At 62.2% G+C, this 15,383-nt stretch carries 14 protein-coding genes; 9 read left to right on the top strand and 5 right to left on the bottom strand.

Annotated elements, in window-relative coordinates; genetic code table 11:
* Positions 1-95 precede the first annotated feature (95 nt).
* The gene (locus tag IAE33_RS08830) at positions 96-2,126 is read left to right on the top strand and encodes a hybrid sensor histidine kinase/response regulator (protein WP_201163206.1); all 2,031 of its coding nucleotides are present in this window, start codon (positions 96-98) and stop codon (positions 2,124-2,126) included.
* Positions 2,127-2,178: 52 nt separating this feature from the next.
* On the opposite strand, the gene IAE33_RS08825 is transcribed toward IAE33_RS08830, so the two are convergent.
* The 3 genes from IAE33_RS08825 to IAE33_RS08815 form a co-directional block, all read right to left on the bottom strand.
* Positions 2,179-3,384, bottom strand: a complete 1,206-nt coding sequence (locus IAE33_RS08825; protein WP_201163205.1) for a zinc-dependent alcohol dehydrogenase — start codon at positions 3,382-3,384, stop codon at positions 2,179-2,181.
* Between the two features lie 82 nt (positions 3,385-3,466).
* Entirely contained in the window at positions 3,467-4,645 is a 1,179-nt protein-coding gene (locus IAE33_RS08820) for a PAS domain-containing sensor histidine kinase (protein ID WP_201163204.1), read from the bottom strand.
* Complete coding sequence (locus IAE33_RS08815; protein ID WP_201163203.1) at positions 4,642-5,451, bottom strand: alpha/beta fold hydrolase; 810 nt, start codon at positions 5,449-5,451, stop codon at positions 4,642-4,644. The genes IAE33_RS08820 and IAE33_RS08815 overlap by 4 nt, the downstream gene beginning before the upstream one ends.
* Positions 5,452-5,649: 198 nt before the next feature.
* On the opposite strand from IAE33_RS08815, the gene IAE33_RS08810 reads away from it, so the two are divergent.
* Positions 5,650-7,248, top strand: coding sequence for a histidine kinase famiy protein (locus IAE33_RS08810; protein ID WP_201163202.1), 1,599 nt, complete (start codon positions 5,650-5,652; stop codon positions 7,246-7,248).
* Positions 7,249-7,289: 41 nt separating this feature from the next.
* Here IAE33_RS08810 and IAE33_RS08805 read toward each other — a convergent pair whose 3' ends face one another.
* Positions 7,290-7,697 carry a response regulator gene (locus IAE33_RS08805; protein WP_201163201.1) on the bottom strand — a complete coding sequence of 136 codons (408 nt, stop codon included), beginning with the start codon at positions 7,695-7,697 and terminating at the stop codon, positions 7,290-7,292.
* Positions 7,698-7,860: 163 nt separating this feature from the next.
* Positions 7,861-8,556 (bottom strand): type 1 glutamine amidotransferase domain-containing protein, encoded by a 696-nt coding sequence (locus IAE33_RS08800; protein ID WP_201163200.1) that lies wholly within the window; start codon positions 8,554-8,556, stop codon positions 7,861-7,863.
* A 196-nt stretch (positions 8,557-8,752) separates the two neighbouring features.
* Here IAE33_RS08800 and pstS point away from each other — a divergent pair, with 196 nt between their 5' ends.
* From pstS to IAE33_RS08765, 7 genes are all read left to right on the top strand, one after another.
* Entirely contained in the window at positions 8,753-9,784 is a 1,032-nt protein-coding gene (pstS, locus tag IAE33_RS08795) for a phosphate ABC transporter substrate-binding protein PstS (RefSeq protein ID WP_201163199.1), read from the top strand.
* A 66-nt stretch (positions 9,785-9,850) separates the two neighbouring features.
* On the top strand, positions 9,851-10,816 hold the full coding sequence (gene pstC / locus IAE33_RS08790; protein ID WP_028634300.1) for a phosphate ABC transporter permease subunit PstC: 966 nt from the start codon (positions 9,851-9,853) through the stop codon (positions 10,814-10,816).
* Positions 10,816-11,709 carry a phosphate ABC transporter permease PstA gene (gene pstA / locus IAE33_RS08785; RefSeq protein WP_028634299.1) on the top strand — a complete coding sequence of 298 codons (894 nt, stop codon included), beginning with the start codon at positions 10,816-10,818 and terminating at the stop codon, positions 11,707-11,709. Before pstC ends, pstA begins: the two co-directional genes overlap by 1 nt.
* A gap of 75 nt (positions 11,710-11,784) precedes the next feature.
* Positions 11,785-12,546 carry a phosphate ABC transporter ATP-binding protein PstB gene (pstB, locus tag IAE33_RS08780; protein WP_042141089.1) on the top strand — a complete coding sequence of 254 codons (762 nt, stop codon included), beginning with the start codon at positions 11,785-11,787 and terminating at the stop codon, positions 12,544-12,546.
* Between the two features lie 93 nt (positions 12,547-12,639).
* On the top strand, positions 12,640-13,332 hold the full coding sequence (locus tag IAE33_RS08775) for a hypothetical protein (RefSeq protein ID WP_028634297.1): 693 nt from the start codon (positions 12,640-12,642) through the stop codon (positions 13,330-13,332).
* Complete coding sequence (locus tag IAE33_RS08770) at positions 13,332-13,931, top strand: hypothetical protein (protein ID WP_201163198.1); 600 nt, start codon at positions 13,332-13,334, stop codon at positions 13,929-13,931. Before IAE33_RS08775 ends, IAE33_RS08770 begins: the two co-directional genes overlap by 1 nt.
* A 262-nt stretch (positions 13,932-14,193) precedes the next feature.
* Positions 14,194-15,378, top strand: a complete 1,185-nt coding sequence (locus IAE33_RS08765) for a porin (RefSeq protein ID WP_201163197.1) — start codon at positions 14,194-14,196, stop codon at positions 15,376-15,378.
* Positions 15,379-15,383: the final 5 nt, after the last annotated feature.

Here is a 15,383-nt window from a genome sequence, read left to right as displayed (position 1 = left end):
CAACCCCCGTGTGTCATGCCCATCATGTGCACCTGCAGCACGCGGGCCGTGGCGCCCTGGCTGTGCTGACCCTTCACGATGTTCGAGGTCGACTCATGGAACAACAACCCGCTGGCAGCGCTGCCAGGGGCCAGGATGACGCTGCTCAGACGGCCGAGCGGCTGCAGCTTGCGCTTAGCGCGGGCGCAATCATCGGTACTTGGGTGTGGGACATCACCAACGACCGGGTAACCGCTGACGAGCGCTTTTCCCACTCGTTCGGCTTGCCACTTGCCAAGTGCCTGGCGGGTATGCCGTTGGTCGAGGCATTCGACTCCATCTACCCCGAAGACCGTGAGCATGTGGCCGATGCCATTCAGGCCGCCATGGCCTGCGGCGGTGCGTTTCGCTGCGAGTACCGCGTACGTCATGACGATGGTTGCTACCGCTGGGTAGAGGCCAGCGGGCGGGTTGAGTTGAACGGGGAGGGGGCGCCGGTGCGCTTCCCGGGTGTGCTGATGAACATCGAGTCACGCCGCGCCGCCCAGGCCGAGCGCGACCGGGTCATGGCCATGCTGCGCACCTTCACGGCTGCGGTGCCGGGTGTGGTGTATGCCAAGGACCGCCAGGGGCGGATGCTGGTAGCCAACCATGGCACCACCGTGCTGATCGGCAAGCCACCTGAGTACTACATCGGCAAGACCGACCTGGAGTTCCTCGAAGACAAGCAGCAGGCGCAGCAGGTGATGGAAACCGATCAGCGCGTCATGGCAGCCGGCAAGGCCGTGGAGGTCGAGGAGCGCGTGGATATGCCTGATGGCTCTGCCACCTATTGGCTGTCGTTGAAAGCGCCCCTGCTTGGCGACGATGGCGAGGTGATCGGGCTGATTGGTTCGTCCATTGATGTCACGGCCCGCAAGCAGGCCGAGGCCCAGTTGCTGGAGCTCAACCGCACGCTCGAAGCACGCATCAGTCAGGCGGTGGCCGAGCGTGAAGAAGCTGAAGCAGCCCTGCGCCAGGCGCAGAAGATGGAGGCAGTGGGGCAGTTGACGGGCGGGATCGCCCATGACTTCAACAACCTGCTGGCAGGTATCTCGGGAAGCCTCGACTTGATCCGCGCGCGTTTGGGGCAAGGGCGTATGGACGATGTCGAGCGTTACCTGACCGTGGCCCATGGTGCTACCCGCAAGGCAGCGGCACTGACTCACCGGCTGCTGGCATTCGCCCGCAGGCAAACGTTGCTGCCGGTGGAAACCGATGTGCATGCATTGATTGGCGGTATGGAGGAGTTGATCCGCCGTACTGTGGGGCCTTCGATCACGCTCGAGGTGCGCCTTGAGGCCTTGGCCAGCACTTGCCTGGTAGACCCGGCCCAGCTTGAGAACGTACTGGTCAACTTGTGCATCAATGCCCGTGACGCACTCGCCGGCGCGGGTTGTATCAGTATTCATACTGAAGACCAGCATCTAGAAGACGGTGCCGACCCTGAGTTGCAGGGTGGCGACTACCTGTGCATCTGCGTGGCCGATGGGGGTACAGGCATGGCCCCGGACACCCTGGCCAAGGCCTTCGAGCCGTTTTTCACCACCAAGCCCGTAGGGGCGGGTACGGGCTTGGGCCTGTCGATGGTGTATGGCTTTGCCAAACAGAGTGGCGGGCAGGTGCGCATCGAGTCCACCGAGGGGGTGGGTACCCGGGTTTACCTGCAGTTGCCCAGCCATGGGGAGCCGGGCCATGTGGCCATGGCACCGCCGCCCAGCGCCACCAGCCACCGCGCAGTGCCCGGGCACACGGCGCTGGTGGTGGATGATGAAGCCTCGGTGCGCATGTACGTGAGCGAGATCCTCAATGGGCTGGGGTATGTGGTCATCGAAGCAGCAGACAGCCTGGCAGGTTTGCAGTTGCTGCGCTCTGACACGCGCATCGATGTGCTGATCACGGACGTGGGCCTGCCGGGTGGGCTGGATGGTAGAAAAATGGTCGAAGCGGCCCGGGCTGCACGGCCAGGGCTGCCGGTGTTGTTCATGACTGGCTATGCCCCGACCGAGCCTGCAACCGTAGGCTGGCCGGGGCAGGCGGGGGCGGTGTTGAGCAAGCCGTTCACGCTTGATGCGCTCATCAAGGCGCTCAACACCCTCAGCCTGTAGTTTCTGGTAATGGTTGGGGCCGACAGGCGGCCCCGGTCAGCCAACCCTTCGATCAAGCCGACATGCCGCTCGCCGATACGCTCGCCGCCGCACCAGGCACCAGAATCACCTTGCGGCAATCGTCTTTTTTCTGGTCGAACAGCTTGTACGCCAGGGTGGCCTCTTCGAGCGCCATGCGGTGGGTAACGATCTGTTCCGGCTGCAACCGGCCTGCCTCGATGTACTCGAGCAATTCCGGCAGATATTTGTGCACGTGGGTCTGGCCCATCTTGAAGGTAAGGCCTTTTTCGAATGCGTCGCCGAACATGAAGCCGTGGATGAACCCCGCATACACGCCTGGCACGCTCACCACCCCACCTCGGCGCACGGCAGCAATGCACTGACGCAAGGCCTTGCCGTTGCTGCCCTCGATCTTGAGGGTGGTGAGTACCGCCTCGGCAGTGCTGCCTTTGGCTTCGAAGCCCACCGCATCAATGGCCGCGTCCACGCCGCGCTTGCCTGGGGTGAGGCGGATGATGCTGTCTGCCGGGTCATCATCCTGTTCGTAGTTGATCGGCACCACACCGTAGGCATCGCGGGCGAACGCCAGGCGGTAGTCGTTGTGATCGACCATGAAGATGGTCTGGGCGCCCAGCATGCGGGCACAGGCCGCGCTCAGCAGCCCCACAGGCCCGGCCCCGTAGATGGCCACTGTCGAGCCCTGGCTTACCTCGGCATTGGTCACAGCCTGCCAGGCCGTCGGCAGGATATCGGAGAGGAACAGCACCTTGTCGTCCGGCAACGCCGTGGGCACCTTGAACGGCCCCACATTGGCCTTGGGTACCCGCACGTAATCCGCCTGGCCGCCCGGTATGCCGCCATACAGGTGGCTGTAGCCGAACAAGGCTGCCCCTGGCGGGATCACTTTTTTATTGATGATGGCGCCGCGCCCGGTATTGGTGGTTTCGCAGGCGGCGAACAGGTCGTGCTGGCAGAAGAAGCAGTTGCCACAGGCAATCACGAAAGGGATGACTACCCGGTCCCCGACCTTCAGGTCTGTAACGCCGGGGCCTGCCTCTTCGACGATACCCATGAATTCATGGCCGAAGATATCGCCCGGTTCGGTCTGCGGAATCCTGCCGTGGTACAGGTGCAGGTCCGACCCGCAGATGGCCGTGGCAGTCACGCGCAAGATGACGTCGTCATCGGCCTGGAGCGATGGGTCTGGAACCGTATCGACCCGGACATCCTGCGCGCCGTGGAAGGTCAGTGCTCTCATGGTTCAGCTCCTGCAAGGTCGGTTGTGCAGTTCAGGGTTAACCACGGCGTGAGTATAGTTCAGCTCCCGGCGCGCACCGGCCTCAGCAGGCAGCCGCCCCGACTGGCAGGCGAATGGTGAAGGTGGTGCCGTACACCGCATCGGAACTGACGGTGACAGCGCCCCCATGCGCCTGGGTGATCTCGCTGACGATGAACAAGCCCAGGCCGATGGAGCGCACCGGGTCGCGGTGGCTGCTGGCGCGCGTCATGGGGGCGAACAGCGTTGGCAGCGAACGCTCGGGGATGCAGGGGCCATGGTTGTGCACGGCGATCACGGCCGCGTGGGGCTGCAGGTCGGTGGTCAGGGTGATGGGATGGGCGAGGTCCCCGTACGCCACGCTGTTGGCAACCAGGTTGCCAATCATCTGCTGCAGCCGATCACCGTCGATGTCCAGCTCGCCATGGCCGCGGGACAGGTGGCGGATGTGGGCGTGGGTAAAGGCCACGCGCAACTCGTTGACGCTCTGGTCCACGGTCCTTGGCAGGTCCGTAGGGCTGCGCCGGATGGTGATGCCTTCGCCGATCCGCACCGAGGCGAAGTCGAGCAGGTCGGCAATCATGCGCCGCGCCCGTTCCGAAGAATGGCTGATGCTGCTCAGCAGGCGCCGCTCCTTTTCCCGGTGCTCGCCGCGCTCCAGCAACTGGGTGGCCATCTTGATCGCCGTCAGCGGGTTTTTCAGGTCGTGGCTGGCGATCGCCACCATCTGTTCGGCAAAGGCCGCGCGCCGCTGGGCATCATGGTAGGCGTCGGCAAGCTCCTGTTTGGCGTGTTGCAAGGCCGCTTCTGCTTCAGTGGTCTGGGCCAGCAACTGTTCGGCCCGGCGCCGGGCAGCCAGCAGCTCACGCTCATAGCGGTCACGTTCGATGGTGCCGAACAGGGCCATTTCGTGAAATACGCCATGGGCGTGCTCGCGCCGCACCCCGTTGAGCAGCATGGTGATGACATGGCCGTCGCGGTGGAGCACTTCAAGTTTTACCTCCGCCACGGAGCCCTGCATTTTCATCAAGGGCGCCCAGTGGGTCTGGTGAAAGATGCGCCCGCCCATGGTCAACAGCTCTTGAAACCTGCGCTGCAACAACGTTTCCAGCGAGTGCCCCAGCCAGTTGCAGAAGGTCTGGTTGGCCCGCACGATAACGCCGGCTTCGGTGGTGACGACCAAGCCGCAGGGGGCGCCTTCGTACAGCTGCTCTACAAGCGGCAGGGCGTCTTCGGGGGTCATTGGCCGAGCGCCCAGGGCTGCAAGAACGCGTCCATGGCCTGGGAGCAGGCAGTAGGTGCGCTCATATGCGGGCAGTGGCCGATGTTCTCGATCAGGCACAGCGTACTGTTGGGCATGACCGCATGCAGATACTCACCCACCGAAACGGGGGCGATCAGGTCATCGTGGGACTGCAGGATCAATACCGGCGTGGTCAGGCCGGCAATGTCCTGGCGATTGTCCGACAGGAACGTGACGCGGGCGAAGTGCCCTGCGATTTCTGGGTCGGTACGGCAGAAGCTGTTGGTGAGCTCATCGCCCAGCGCCGGTTGCCCGGGGGCACCCATGATCACGGGAGCCATGGTGCTGGACCAACCCAGGTAATTGCTGTCGAGGGTGTCGAGCAGGCTTTGGATATCGGCCTGCCTGAAGCCCCCTATGTAGTCGCCGTCATCGATGTAGCAGGGGGACGGCCCGACCATTACATGGGCAGTGATGCGCCCTGGCTGCTTGCGGTCGGCCAGGGCGCCGATCATTGCGCTGACCGAATGGCCGACCACGATCACCGGGCCTTCGGCGAAGGCATCGATAACCTCGTTGAGGTCCTGGGCGTAGCCCTGCAGCGAATCGTATTTGCGGCGGTCGTAGGCGGTGAGGTCCGATTGCCCGGCGCCTACCAGGTCGTAGGTCACCAGCCTGAAGCGCCCGTGAAAGTGGGGCAGCAGGTACTTCCACATGGACTGGTCGCAGCCGAAACCGTGGGAAAACACCAGGGTGGCTGGGCCGCTACCGGTGACCTGTACGTTGTTACGCAGCGCTAGATTCATGAGATTCCACGGGCAGCAGCATCATGCTTGTTGGGTGTCGGGCTTGGCAGCTCATTGTGCAGGATAGGCCAGGCGCGAACGAGTCGACAGTGGCTGTTCGGCATAAGTTTCGTAAACGCGGAACGCCGAATGAGCAACTTGGGCTGCGCCGTTGTCAAGAGTTGACGATTTGCACCACCGCTCATTCAGGAGAGTCCCGTGACGGACAAGAAGGCACGCGTCAGCAATCAGGCTTCCGGGGATATCTCCAAGCTGCCGCACGACATGTTTTTCGCGGCGGTGCAAACCACGCGCATGCCGATGATCGTGACCGACCCCAACCGCGAGGACAACCCGATCATCTTCGCCAACCGCGCCTTTCTGGACATGACCGGCTATGCCAGCAGCGAGATCCTGGGGCGCAATTGCCGTTTTCTGCAGGGCGCCGAAACCGAAGTGGCAGTGGTGGATGCCATCCGCGACGCCATCGCCCGCCGGGTCGATATCGCCACGGAAGTGCTCAATTACCGCAAAGACGGCTCCAGCTTCTGGAATGCCTTGTTCATTTCGCCGATCTTCAACGAACGGGGTGACCTGATTTATTTCTTTGCCTCGCAGCTGGATGTAAGCCGTCGGCGCGATGCCGAGGACGCCCTGCGCCAGGCGCAGAAGATGGAAGCCCTCGGCCAGCTCACTGGCGGTATCGCCCATGACTTCAATAACCTGCTGCAGGTCATGGGCGGCTACATGGGCTTGGTCGCCAACGAGACCGACAAAGGCCAGCCCGACCTGAGCCGCATTCGCCGCAGTGTGGGCCACGCGCAAACCGCCGTGGACCGGGCCAGCACGCTGACCAAACAGCTGCTGGCATTCGCCCGCAAACAGAAGTTGCACGGCAGGGTGCTTAACCTCAACCACCTCATTGATGACGTGCGCCCCATCATCGAGCGCACCTTCGGCGGCGAAGTGACGGTGGATTACGACCTGGAGCCGCAACTGCGCAATTGCCGTATCGATGGCACCCAGGCCGAGGTTGCGCTGCTGAATATCTTCATGAATGCGCGGGACGCCCTGATCGGCCGCAAACGGCCCCACCTGTTCATCGAAACCCGCAATATCCAGGTGAGCGATATCAACCAGTCCTTTGATGGGCTGTTGCCCGGCAGCTATGTAAGCATTTCGATTACCGACAACGGTATCGGCATGCCAGCCAGCATCCGCGACCGGGTGATGGACCCGTTCTTCACCACCAAGGAGGAGGGCAAAGGCTCCGGGCTGGGGCTGTCGATGGTGTACGGGTTTGCCAGGCAGTCCGGGGGCGCTGCGCGTATTTATACCGAAGAAGGCGAGGGCACTACGTTGCGCTTGTATTTCCCAGTGGATGAAGCAAGCCCGGTGCAGGAAAAGCCCGTAAAGCTTGCGGAGCGCAGCTCGGGCACAGAGCGTATTTTGATTGTCGAGGACCGCCCGGACGTCGCCGAACTGGCCAAGATGGTGCTGGAAAATTATGGCTATGACGCAGATATGGTGCTTAACGCGCGCGAGGCGTTGAAGCTTATCCAGGCGGGTGAACGCTACGACCTGCTGTTCACCGACCTGATCATGCCAGGTGGCATGAACGGGGTGATGCTGGCGCGGGAGGTGCGCCGCCTGCAGCCGCAAATAAAGGTGCTGCTGACCACGGGTTACGCAGAGAACTCCATCGAACGCACGGATATTGGCGGGTCGGAATTTGATGTGATTTCCAAGCCCTGCCAGCCACATGATTTGGCAAGGCGGGTAAGGCAGGTGTTGGACGGGCCAACTGGGATCGCCTGAGAATTCATCAGCGCCCTGCATGCCAGGGCGCTGATACGGCATCACCTCAATGGCTGTGCCAGCGGTTTTACTGAGCGCGATAACTGGTCGCTGACCACACCAATGAAATGGTCAAGCGTCCACGGCTTGGGCAGGAACACGGCACCCAACGGCAGCGCCTGGCTGGAGGGGTCGTGATAGCCACTCATGACCACGATACGCGTGTCCGGCTGCTGCTTGCCCACTTGGCGTGCCAACTCCAGCCCGTCGACGGTACCGGGGGTACGTACGTCGGTCAGCAGCATCGAGAAGGAGGAATGCGAGGTCATTTCCAGGCCTTCCTGCGCGGTTTCAACGCTGGTGACCGTGGCGCCCAGGTCTTCAAGTGCGATGGCAATCAGTTCGCGAATGATGGGTTCGTCCTCGACCAGCAGGACAGTCGGACATCTTGGAAGCTCGCACACTTTCATGGCAGTACTCAGGCTAGGCGCACTCAGGTTTTAGAAGGGACATCCGTGTTGGCTCGCAAGGCAACGCGCGAGCGATAACTGTGCGCTACCCGTCTGACCGCCGCCCCTGAGCAATAATTCCGTAAACGTTTGCTTCAAGGGCGCAAGTGCCAGGGCTGGGGGGTCAGGCGCCAGGTTCCTGCGCCAGCCGGGCAAGCAGCGCCTTGGCTGCGGCTTCGGAGGATGCGGGGTTTTGGCCCGTGATCAAATGCCCATCCTCGACCACATGGCTGGACCAGTCAGCCCCTTTGGAGTAGGTACCGCCTTTGGCCTTGAGCATGTCTTCGACCCGGAACGGCACCACATCGGTAAGCCCTACAGCCGCTTCTTCGCTGTTGGTGAAGCCCGTAACCTGCTTGCCTTTCACAGCAGGGTGCCCGTCAGGCGCCTTGACGTTCTTCAGCACCCCGGGTGCGTGGCACACGGCGGCAATCGGCTTGTTGGCTGCATAGAATGCCTGAAGCAGGGTGATCGAATGTTTGTCTTCGGCCAGGTCCCACAACGGCCCATGGCCACCTGGGTAGAACACGGCATCGAAGTGGTAGGGGTCCACCTGATCCAAGGGCACGGTATCAGCCAGGGCCGCCTGCCCCTCGGTATCGCTGGCAAAGCGCCGGGTAGCTTCGGTCTGGGCATCGGCCTCGTCGCTTTTAGGGTCCAGGGGTGGCTGGCCGCCTTTGGGCGAGGCGAGGGTCACATCGGCGCCATTGTCGATGAAGACATAATAAGGAGCGGCGAACTCCTCCAGCCAGAAGCCGGTTTTCTTGCCGGTGTTACCCAGTTGATCGTGGGATGTCAGCACCATCAGGATTTTCTTCATGCAGGGCTTCCTCCAGGTAAGGGCGCGCAGCGCCAAACGCGCTGCCTGAAGAATGGGAGTTCGGTGCGCCGGCAGCGTTCCATCGATGTGCCCAGGGCCTCGCCGGTGCCTTGGCAAGCGGGGTGCCACCGGATGGTCACAAAGCTGTAACACAGCTGATGCAAAGTGTGCCGGCCATCACACGGAGCGCTTTTCCATGATACGCCTGATGAAGTCTGCTGCACTCGCCGTTGCGGTCTCCCTTTGCGCCACCTCGGCATCCTTCGCCGCAGAAAATGTCCGCCTGACCGGTTCGGGCGCCAGTTTCCCTGCACCGATCTACCTGACCTGGTTCAAGGACTTCAGCAAGAAGACCGCTGGTGTCACCGTTGATTACCAATCCAAGGGTAGCGGCGCAGGCGTTCAGGACTTCCTGAACAAGACCGTCGATTTCGCTGCCAGCGACTCGGCCATGAGCGAAGCGGACATCGCCAAAGTAGGCGAGGGCGTGCAACTGCTGCCCATGACTGCCGGCGAAATCGTTCTGGCCTACAACCTGCCAGGCAACCCCAAGGGCCTGAAACTGCCACGTGATGTGTATTCGAACATCTTCCTGGGCAAGATCACCCAGTGGAACGACCCACAGATCGCCGCGGCCAACCCTGACCTGAAACTGCCAGCCACGCCGATCACCGTGGTGGTACGCGCCGACTCCAGCGGCACCACCGCCGTCTTCACCAAGCACCTGTCGGCCATCAACCCAGACTTCAAGCAGGGGTTGGGTGAGGGCAACACCGTCAACTGGCCCGCCACCGACAAGTTCATCAAGTCGCCTAAAAACGATGGCGTAACCGCCACCGTTCGCCAGACCCCAGGGGCCATCGGCTACATCGAGTACGGCTTCGCCAAGCTGGCCAAGGTCGACTTCGCCCAGCTGCAGAACAAGGCCGGCCAGTATGTGGTACCGACCGCCGAGAGCGGTGCAGAAGCCCTGGCTGCCGTGAACATGCCGGAAAACCTGGTGGCCTGGCTGCCCGACCCGGATGGCGCCAAGTCCTACCCGATCACCTCGTACACCTGGATGATCTTCCGCAAGGACAACGGCAACCCGGCCAAGGCCAAGGCCATGCGTGAAATGGTCGAGTACAGCCTGACCGAAGGGCAGAAGATCGCCGACTCCATGGGCTACATCCCGCTGCCACCGTCGGTTGTCGAGCAAGTGCGTAAAGCGTCCGCCAACATCCAGTAACACCCAGGCGCTCCCGGCGTGCGTGTACCGCGCCGGGGGTGTTGCACCCTGTCCCGGAACCTGCCAATGAACACACCCTTTGCCATACCGGATAACCCAGACTCCGCGTGCCAGCCACCGTCGACAAAAGACTTTCTGGTGGACCGCACCTTCCGTGCGCTCGCCCGTATTGGCGTGGTACTGGTGCTGGCCCTGGTCTTCGCGCTGGTTTATGAAGTGGGCCGCAAGGCATTGCCCGGCATCGAAAAGCACGGTTTCGACGTGCTGTTCGGCAGCGTCTGGGACGTCAACCAAGGCAAGTACGGCATTCTTCCTGCCATTTGGGGCACGCTCTACAGCGCCCTGATTGCATTGCTGATCGCAGGCTTCTTCGGCGTCAGCATGGCTATTTTCCTGACCCAGGACTTTCTCCCTGCCAGGCTGGCGGCGGTGTTTCGCACCATCGTCGAGCTGCTGGCTGCCATCCCCAGCGTGGTCTATGGCCTGTGGGGCATCTATGTGGTCATCCCGGCCATCCGCCCGCTCACGGCGTGGCTGAACAGCGAGCTGGGCTGGATCCCCTTCTTCGGTACTTCACTGAGCGGCCCTGGCCTGCTGCCAGCGGCACTGGTACTGGCAATCATGATTCTGCCGACCATCGCGGCGGTGTCCCAGGACGCGCTGACCAGCGTACCGATGAAGACCAAGCAGGCCGCCTACGGCATGGGTACTACTCATTGGGAAGCGATCCTCAAGGTGATGGTGCCCTCCGCTGCAACCGGCATCTTCGGTTCACTGGTGCTCGGCCTGGGCCGCGCCCTGGGGGAAACCATGGCACTGGCCATGCTGGTGGGCAACGCCAACACCATTTCCCTGTCGCTGTTCGCCCCGGCCAATACCCTGGCTGCACTGTTGGCGCTGAACTTCCCGGAGGCTGGCCCCAACGAGGTGGAAGTGCTGATGTACGCCGCCCTGGTGCTGATGTTCATCACCCTGTTGGTGAACGTGCTCGGCTCGATGATCATGCTCTACGCCCAGCGGGGTAATAAATGATGACTGACCTCTCTACCCCTGTTGCCGCGCTGCCCAGCCTGCAGCGCAAGCTCGAAGGCCGCGCCCTGCGCAGCGTGCTGCTGACCAGCCTTGCATGGTTCGCCGCCCTGGTGGCCAGCGTGCCGCTGATTTCGGTGCTGTACATGCTGATTACCCGCGGCGGCGCGCGGCTCAACCTCGAAGTGTTTACCGAGTTGCCGCCCACTGGCTTCGAAATGGGCGGCGGTTTCGGCAACGCCATGGCCGGTACCTTCGTCATGGTCGGCATCGCGGCCGCCATCGCAGTACCGGTGGGTATCCTGGCTGCGGTGTTCCTCGCCGAACTGGGCCCTGACAGCAAGCTGGCCAACGCGGCACGCTTCGCGGCCAAGATGCTTACCGGCCTGCCGTCGATCTTGGCGGGTGTGTTCGCCTACGCCCTGGTGGTCATGACCACGGGCACCTATTCGGCCCCGGCCGGTGGTGTGGCGCTGGCGGTACTGATGCTGCCCATCGTGGTGCTCACCGCCGAAGAAGCGATGAAGATGGTACCCAAGATCATGAAAGACGCTGCCTACGGCATGGGCTGCACCCGTGCCCAGGTCATCTGGAAAATCGTGCTGCCCACCGGGCTGCCGGCGATTCTGACCGGCGTCATGCTGGCCGTGGCACGGGCTGCGGGCGAAACCGCACCGCTGCTGTTCACCGCGCTGTTCAGCAACTACTGGATCTACCACGACGGCAGCCTGGCGGTGATGAACCCGACTGCGTCGTTGGCCGTGCTCATTTACAACTTCTCCGGCATGCCGTTCGACAACCAGCTCGAGCTCGCCTGGGCGGCCTCGCTGGTACTGGTGATGATCGTGCTGGTAATCAACATTCTTAGCCGAGTTTTCGGCAAGCCCAAGTATTGAGAAAGGGAGCATTCGACCGTGAACGTATCCACCGCCCAAAGAGCCGCTCCCTTGGCCAGCGAAGCCCCTATCGTCATGGACTGCAAGCTGGACAAGATTTTCTACGGCAATTTCATGGCCGTGCGCGACAGCCACGTGCCTATCCGTAAAAACGAGATCACCGGTTTCATTGGCCCGTCCGGCTGCGGCAAAAGTACCGTGCTGCGCAGCCTCAACCGCATGAATGACCTGGTGAAGGGTTTCCGCTTCGAAGGCCACGTACACTTCCTGGGCCAGGATGTGTACGGCAAGGGTGTTGACCCGGTCGTGGTGCGCCGCTACATCGGCATGGTGTTCCAGCAGCCCAACCCGTTTTCCATGAGCATTTTCGACAACGTTGCCTTCGGCCTGCGCCTGAACCGCTACAAGGGTGATATCGGCGACCGCGTGAAACACGCCTTGCAAGGGGCCGCGCTGTGGGACGAGGTGAAAGACAAGCTCAAGGTCAGCGGCCTGTCGTTGTCCGGCGGCCAGCAGCAACGCCTGTGCATCGCCCGCGCCATTGCCACCGAGCCTGAAGTGCTGTTGCTCGACGAGCCGTGCTCGGCCCTGGACCCGATCGCCACGCGCCGGGTAGAAGAACTGATGGTGGAATTGAAGAAGGACTACACCATCGCCCTGGTCACCCACAACATGCAGCAGGCGATCCGCGTGGCGGATACCACCGCGTTCTTCTCGGTGGACATCACCCAGGGCACCCGTACCGGCTACCTGGTCGAGATGGGCCCGACAACCCAGATTTTCCAGAACCCGCGTGAGCAACTCACTTCCGACTACATCAGCGGCAAGTTCAGCTGACGCTGATGAGCTTCAGGCAGCCGGGTGCAGGGGCCAGGAAGGCGCCTGCACCCGGCTGCATGTGTGTCACTAAAATGTAACCAGGGATAACCGATGGCAGCCATACCCCGACTTGATCTTTCAGCGATAGAGCGCGCACTGCGCGAGGTGCAGGGGCACTTTGCCGAACTCAGCCGGCACTTTACCGAACCCCGCGACCCGTTCACCGACGAGGTGCTGCTGAATGTGCTTGAAGGCTATGCGCTGATTGACGACTATGTCGCTCGCGGTATCGACCTGTTCGACCTGCAGCAGTTGAACCTGATGCTCGAAATCAATGCCACCGTGCTGTGCGGCAGCGACCCTGAGCGGCGCAAGGAATTCGCGCCGCACCTGGCCGCCACCGAGGCGCACTTTTTCAACAACGTCGAAGGCGGCATCAAGGACCTGTACAACTGGTACTGCTCCTACGGCAGCGACTCGATCTGGAAACGTGCAGCGGGCGTTTATGTGCGCATCCTCAGCAAGCCGCAGTTGTTCATCGAAGGTAACAACCGCACCGGTTCGCTGATCGTCAGTTACCTGCTGATGCGCGCAGGGTTACCACCGTTCGTGCTGTCGCTGGACAACGCCGAGGGCTACTTCAACCCGTCCTCGGTCATTCGCAACTCCGCCAAGCATGGTGTGAAAGCTTTGTACGAATTGCCCAAGATCAAGAAAAAATACGCTGCCTTCCTTGAAGCTAAGGCACCTGCCCCTGGCAAGTTCTTCCTGCGCGGGGCGCATGCTCATGGGGGCAGCCGCTGATGGAGCGTATTTCAATGCTGCAGCGAGGCCAACGGGCCCTGGCGCGTACACTGCGCCGTCCACAGGTGCGTATTTCGTTCGACATCGACGACACGCTGGCCTGCCAGCCGGACCATGCGGCGGCAGAGGGTAGCCGCTTGCCCGCGTTTGTCCACCGCTGGTGGGGCGAGCCGCTGCGCAAGGGCACCCGCGCGCTCATCCGTGACTTGCGTCGGCAGGGCTGCAGCATCTGGATCTACACCTCGTCCGGCCGCACGCCAGCCTACATCCGCCGCTGGCTGATGCTGTATGGCATCCGCGTCGATGGCGTGGTCAACAGCGACCGACACCAGCAGGTGCTGGCTGACAAGGGCCTGACCCTGGCGCCATCGAAGTTGCCGTCGGCGTTCGATATCGACCTGCATGTCGACGATTCCGAAGGCGTGCGCCTCGAAGGCGTAGACCACGGTTTCCGCGTGGTGGTGGTGTGCCCCAAGGACCGGCACTGGGCACAGAAGGTGCTCCACGCAGCCGGCGAGGTGCAGGCGCAATTGGCCTGGCAGCAACCGCACAGGTTCCCAAGGCCGGTATCCCGGCGCCCCTCGGCCCTGGCCTCCTGACGCCGACGCTTGCCAGGCGGTGCTTGCCTGGTACTCCTCATGTATGTCCTTCCCGCGGCCTGCGCAAGTGCCAGGCCCTGCCTGCTACCCAGGCGTAGGCCTGAAGTGCCGAGACCTGGCTTAGGCCGGTCCTGGCACTGAATCATTGCGCCCGGCAAGGCTGCCCAAAGCCCACGCCAATGCCCTCCAAAGCAGCGTACCCTGCGCCCATGCGGCTTCTGATAATCGCCTCCGACAACCCGTCCCCGTTCCGGAGCGCGCCATGTACAACAATAAGAACCCGCACCCCCGTCTGCTCGCAGCTGCCACGTTGAGCGTTGCAACGCTGTGCCTGAGCGATGCCGCCAGTGCCGAAATAATGCTGTATGACAAGGACCAGACCACGTTCTCTACCGATGGCTATATCAATGCCTTCTACGTCAACAGCAAGGTCGACCGTGAAGGCGAGCAGTTCGACCGCCGCCAGTCGCGGGTAAAGATGAGGTTTCTGCCCAACTACTTGGGCTTCAACATGGGCAAACAGGTGGATGACCTTAAGCTCGGTGCACGCGCTTCGTTCTGGGTCAGCATCAATGACAGCGAAAGCAACGGCACCGATACCGCCATCGATGTCAGGCAGTTCTACGGCACCGTGGCCAACCCGGCGTGGGGTGAAGTGCTGATCGGCAAGGACTTCGGGCTGTTCGCCCGCTCCAACATCCTGCTGGACGAACTGCTTGCCGGCTACGGTCAGGTCAGCGACACGCTCGGGCTGGTGGACGGTGGCGGTGTCTCGTTCGGCAATATCGGCAGCGGCTACCCGTACCCGTTCCCAACCTCGCAGATCACCTACCGTACGCCGGTCATGCAGGGGCTGCGGGTAGCGGTGGGCATCATGGACCCGGTGGACACCAACGACAGCAGCCCGACCGGCAAGGCCTACCAGAAAAACCCACGTACCGAGGCTGAAATCACTTACCAGTTCGACCTGGGCGGTGCGCAGGTCTACAGCTGGCTCAACGGCAGCTACCAGACCTCCGACAACACCGACGCCGACGTGAACGCCGTGACCTCCAAGGGGGTTGGCTATGGCGTACAGGCCAAGATGGGTGGCTTCTCTGTGACCGGTTCAGGGTTCCAGGCCAAAGGCATCAACCCGTTCTTCACCAACAATGCGGGGGAGCCGGTGCTGCGCAACGTCGACAGCGATGGCTACTTGTTGCAGGCGTCGTACAAGCTGGGCAAGAACCGCCTGGCGTTGTCCTACGGCAAGACCAAGGACGACGGCAATGGCGCGGTGGGCAGCGGCGCAGATTACCAAACCCGCGGCATTGCGCTGTTCCATGACATCAACGACAACCTCAAGCTGGTGGCCGAGTACAACCAGTTCTCTATCGATGGGCATGGCACCAGCGCCCAGAACGAAGACACCGACACCTTTGCCGTAGGTGCGGTACTCACCTGGTAAGCAGC

This window comes from Pseudomonas sp. S60 (genome assembly GCF_016647865.1).
Lineage (GTDB): Bacteria > Pseudomonadota > Gammaproteobacteria > Pseudomonadales > Pseudomonadaceae > Aquipseudomonas > Aquipseudomonas parafulva.
Note: the sequence above shows the minus strand (reverse complement) of the source record. Positions and strands in the feature narration are given on the sequence as shown.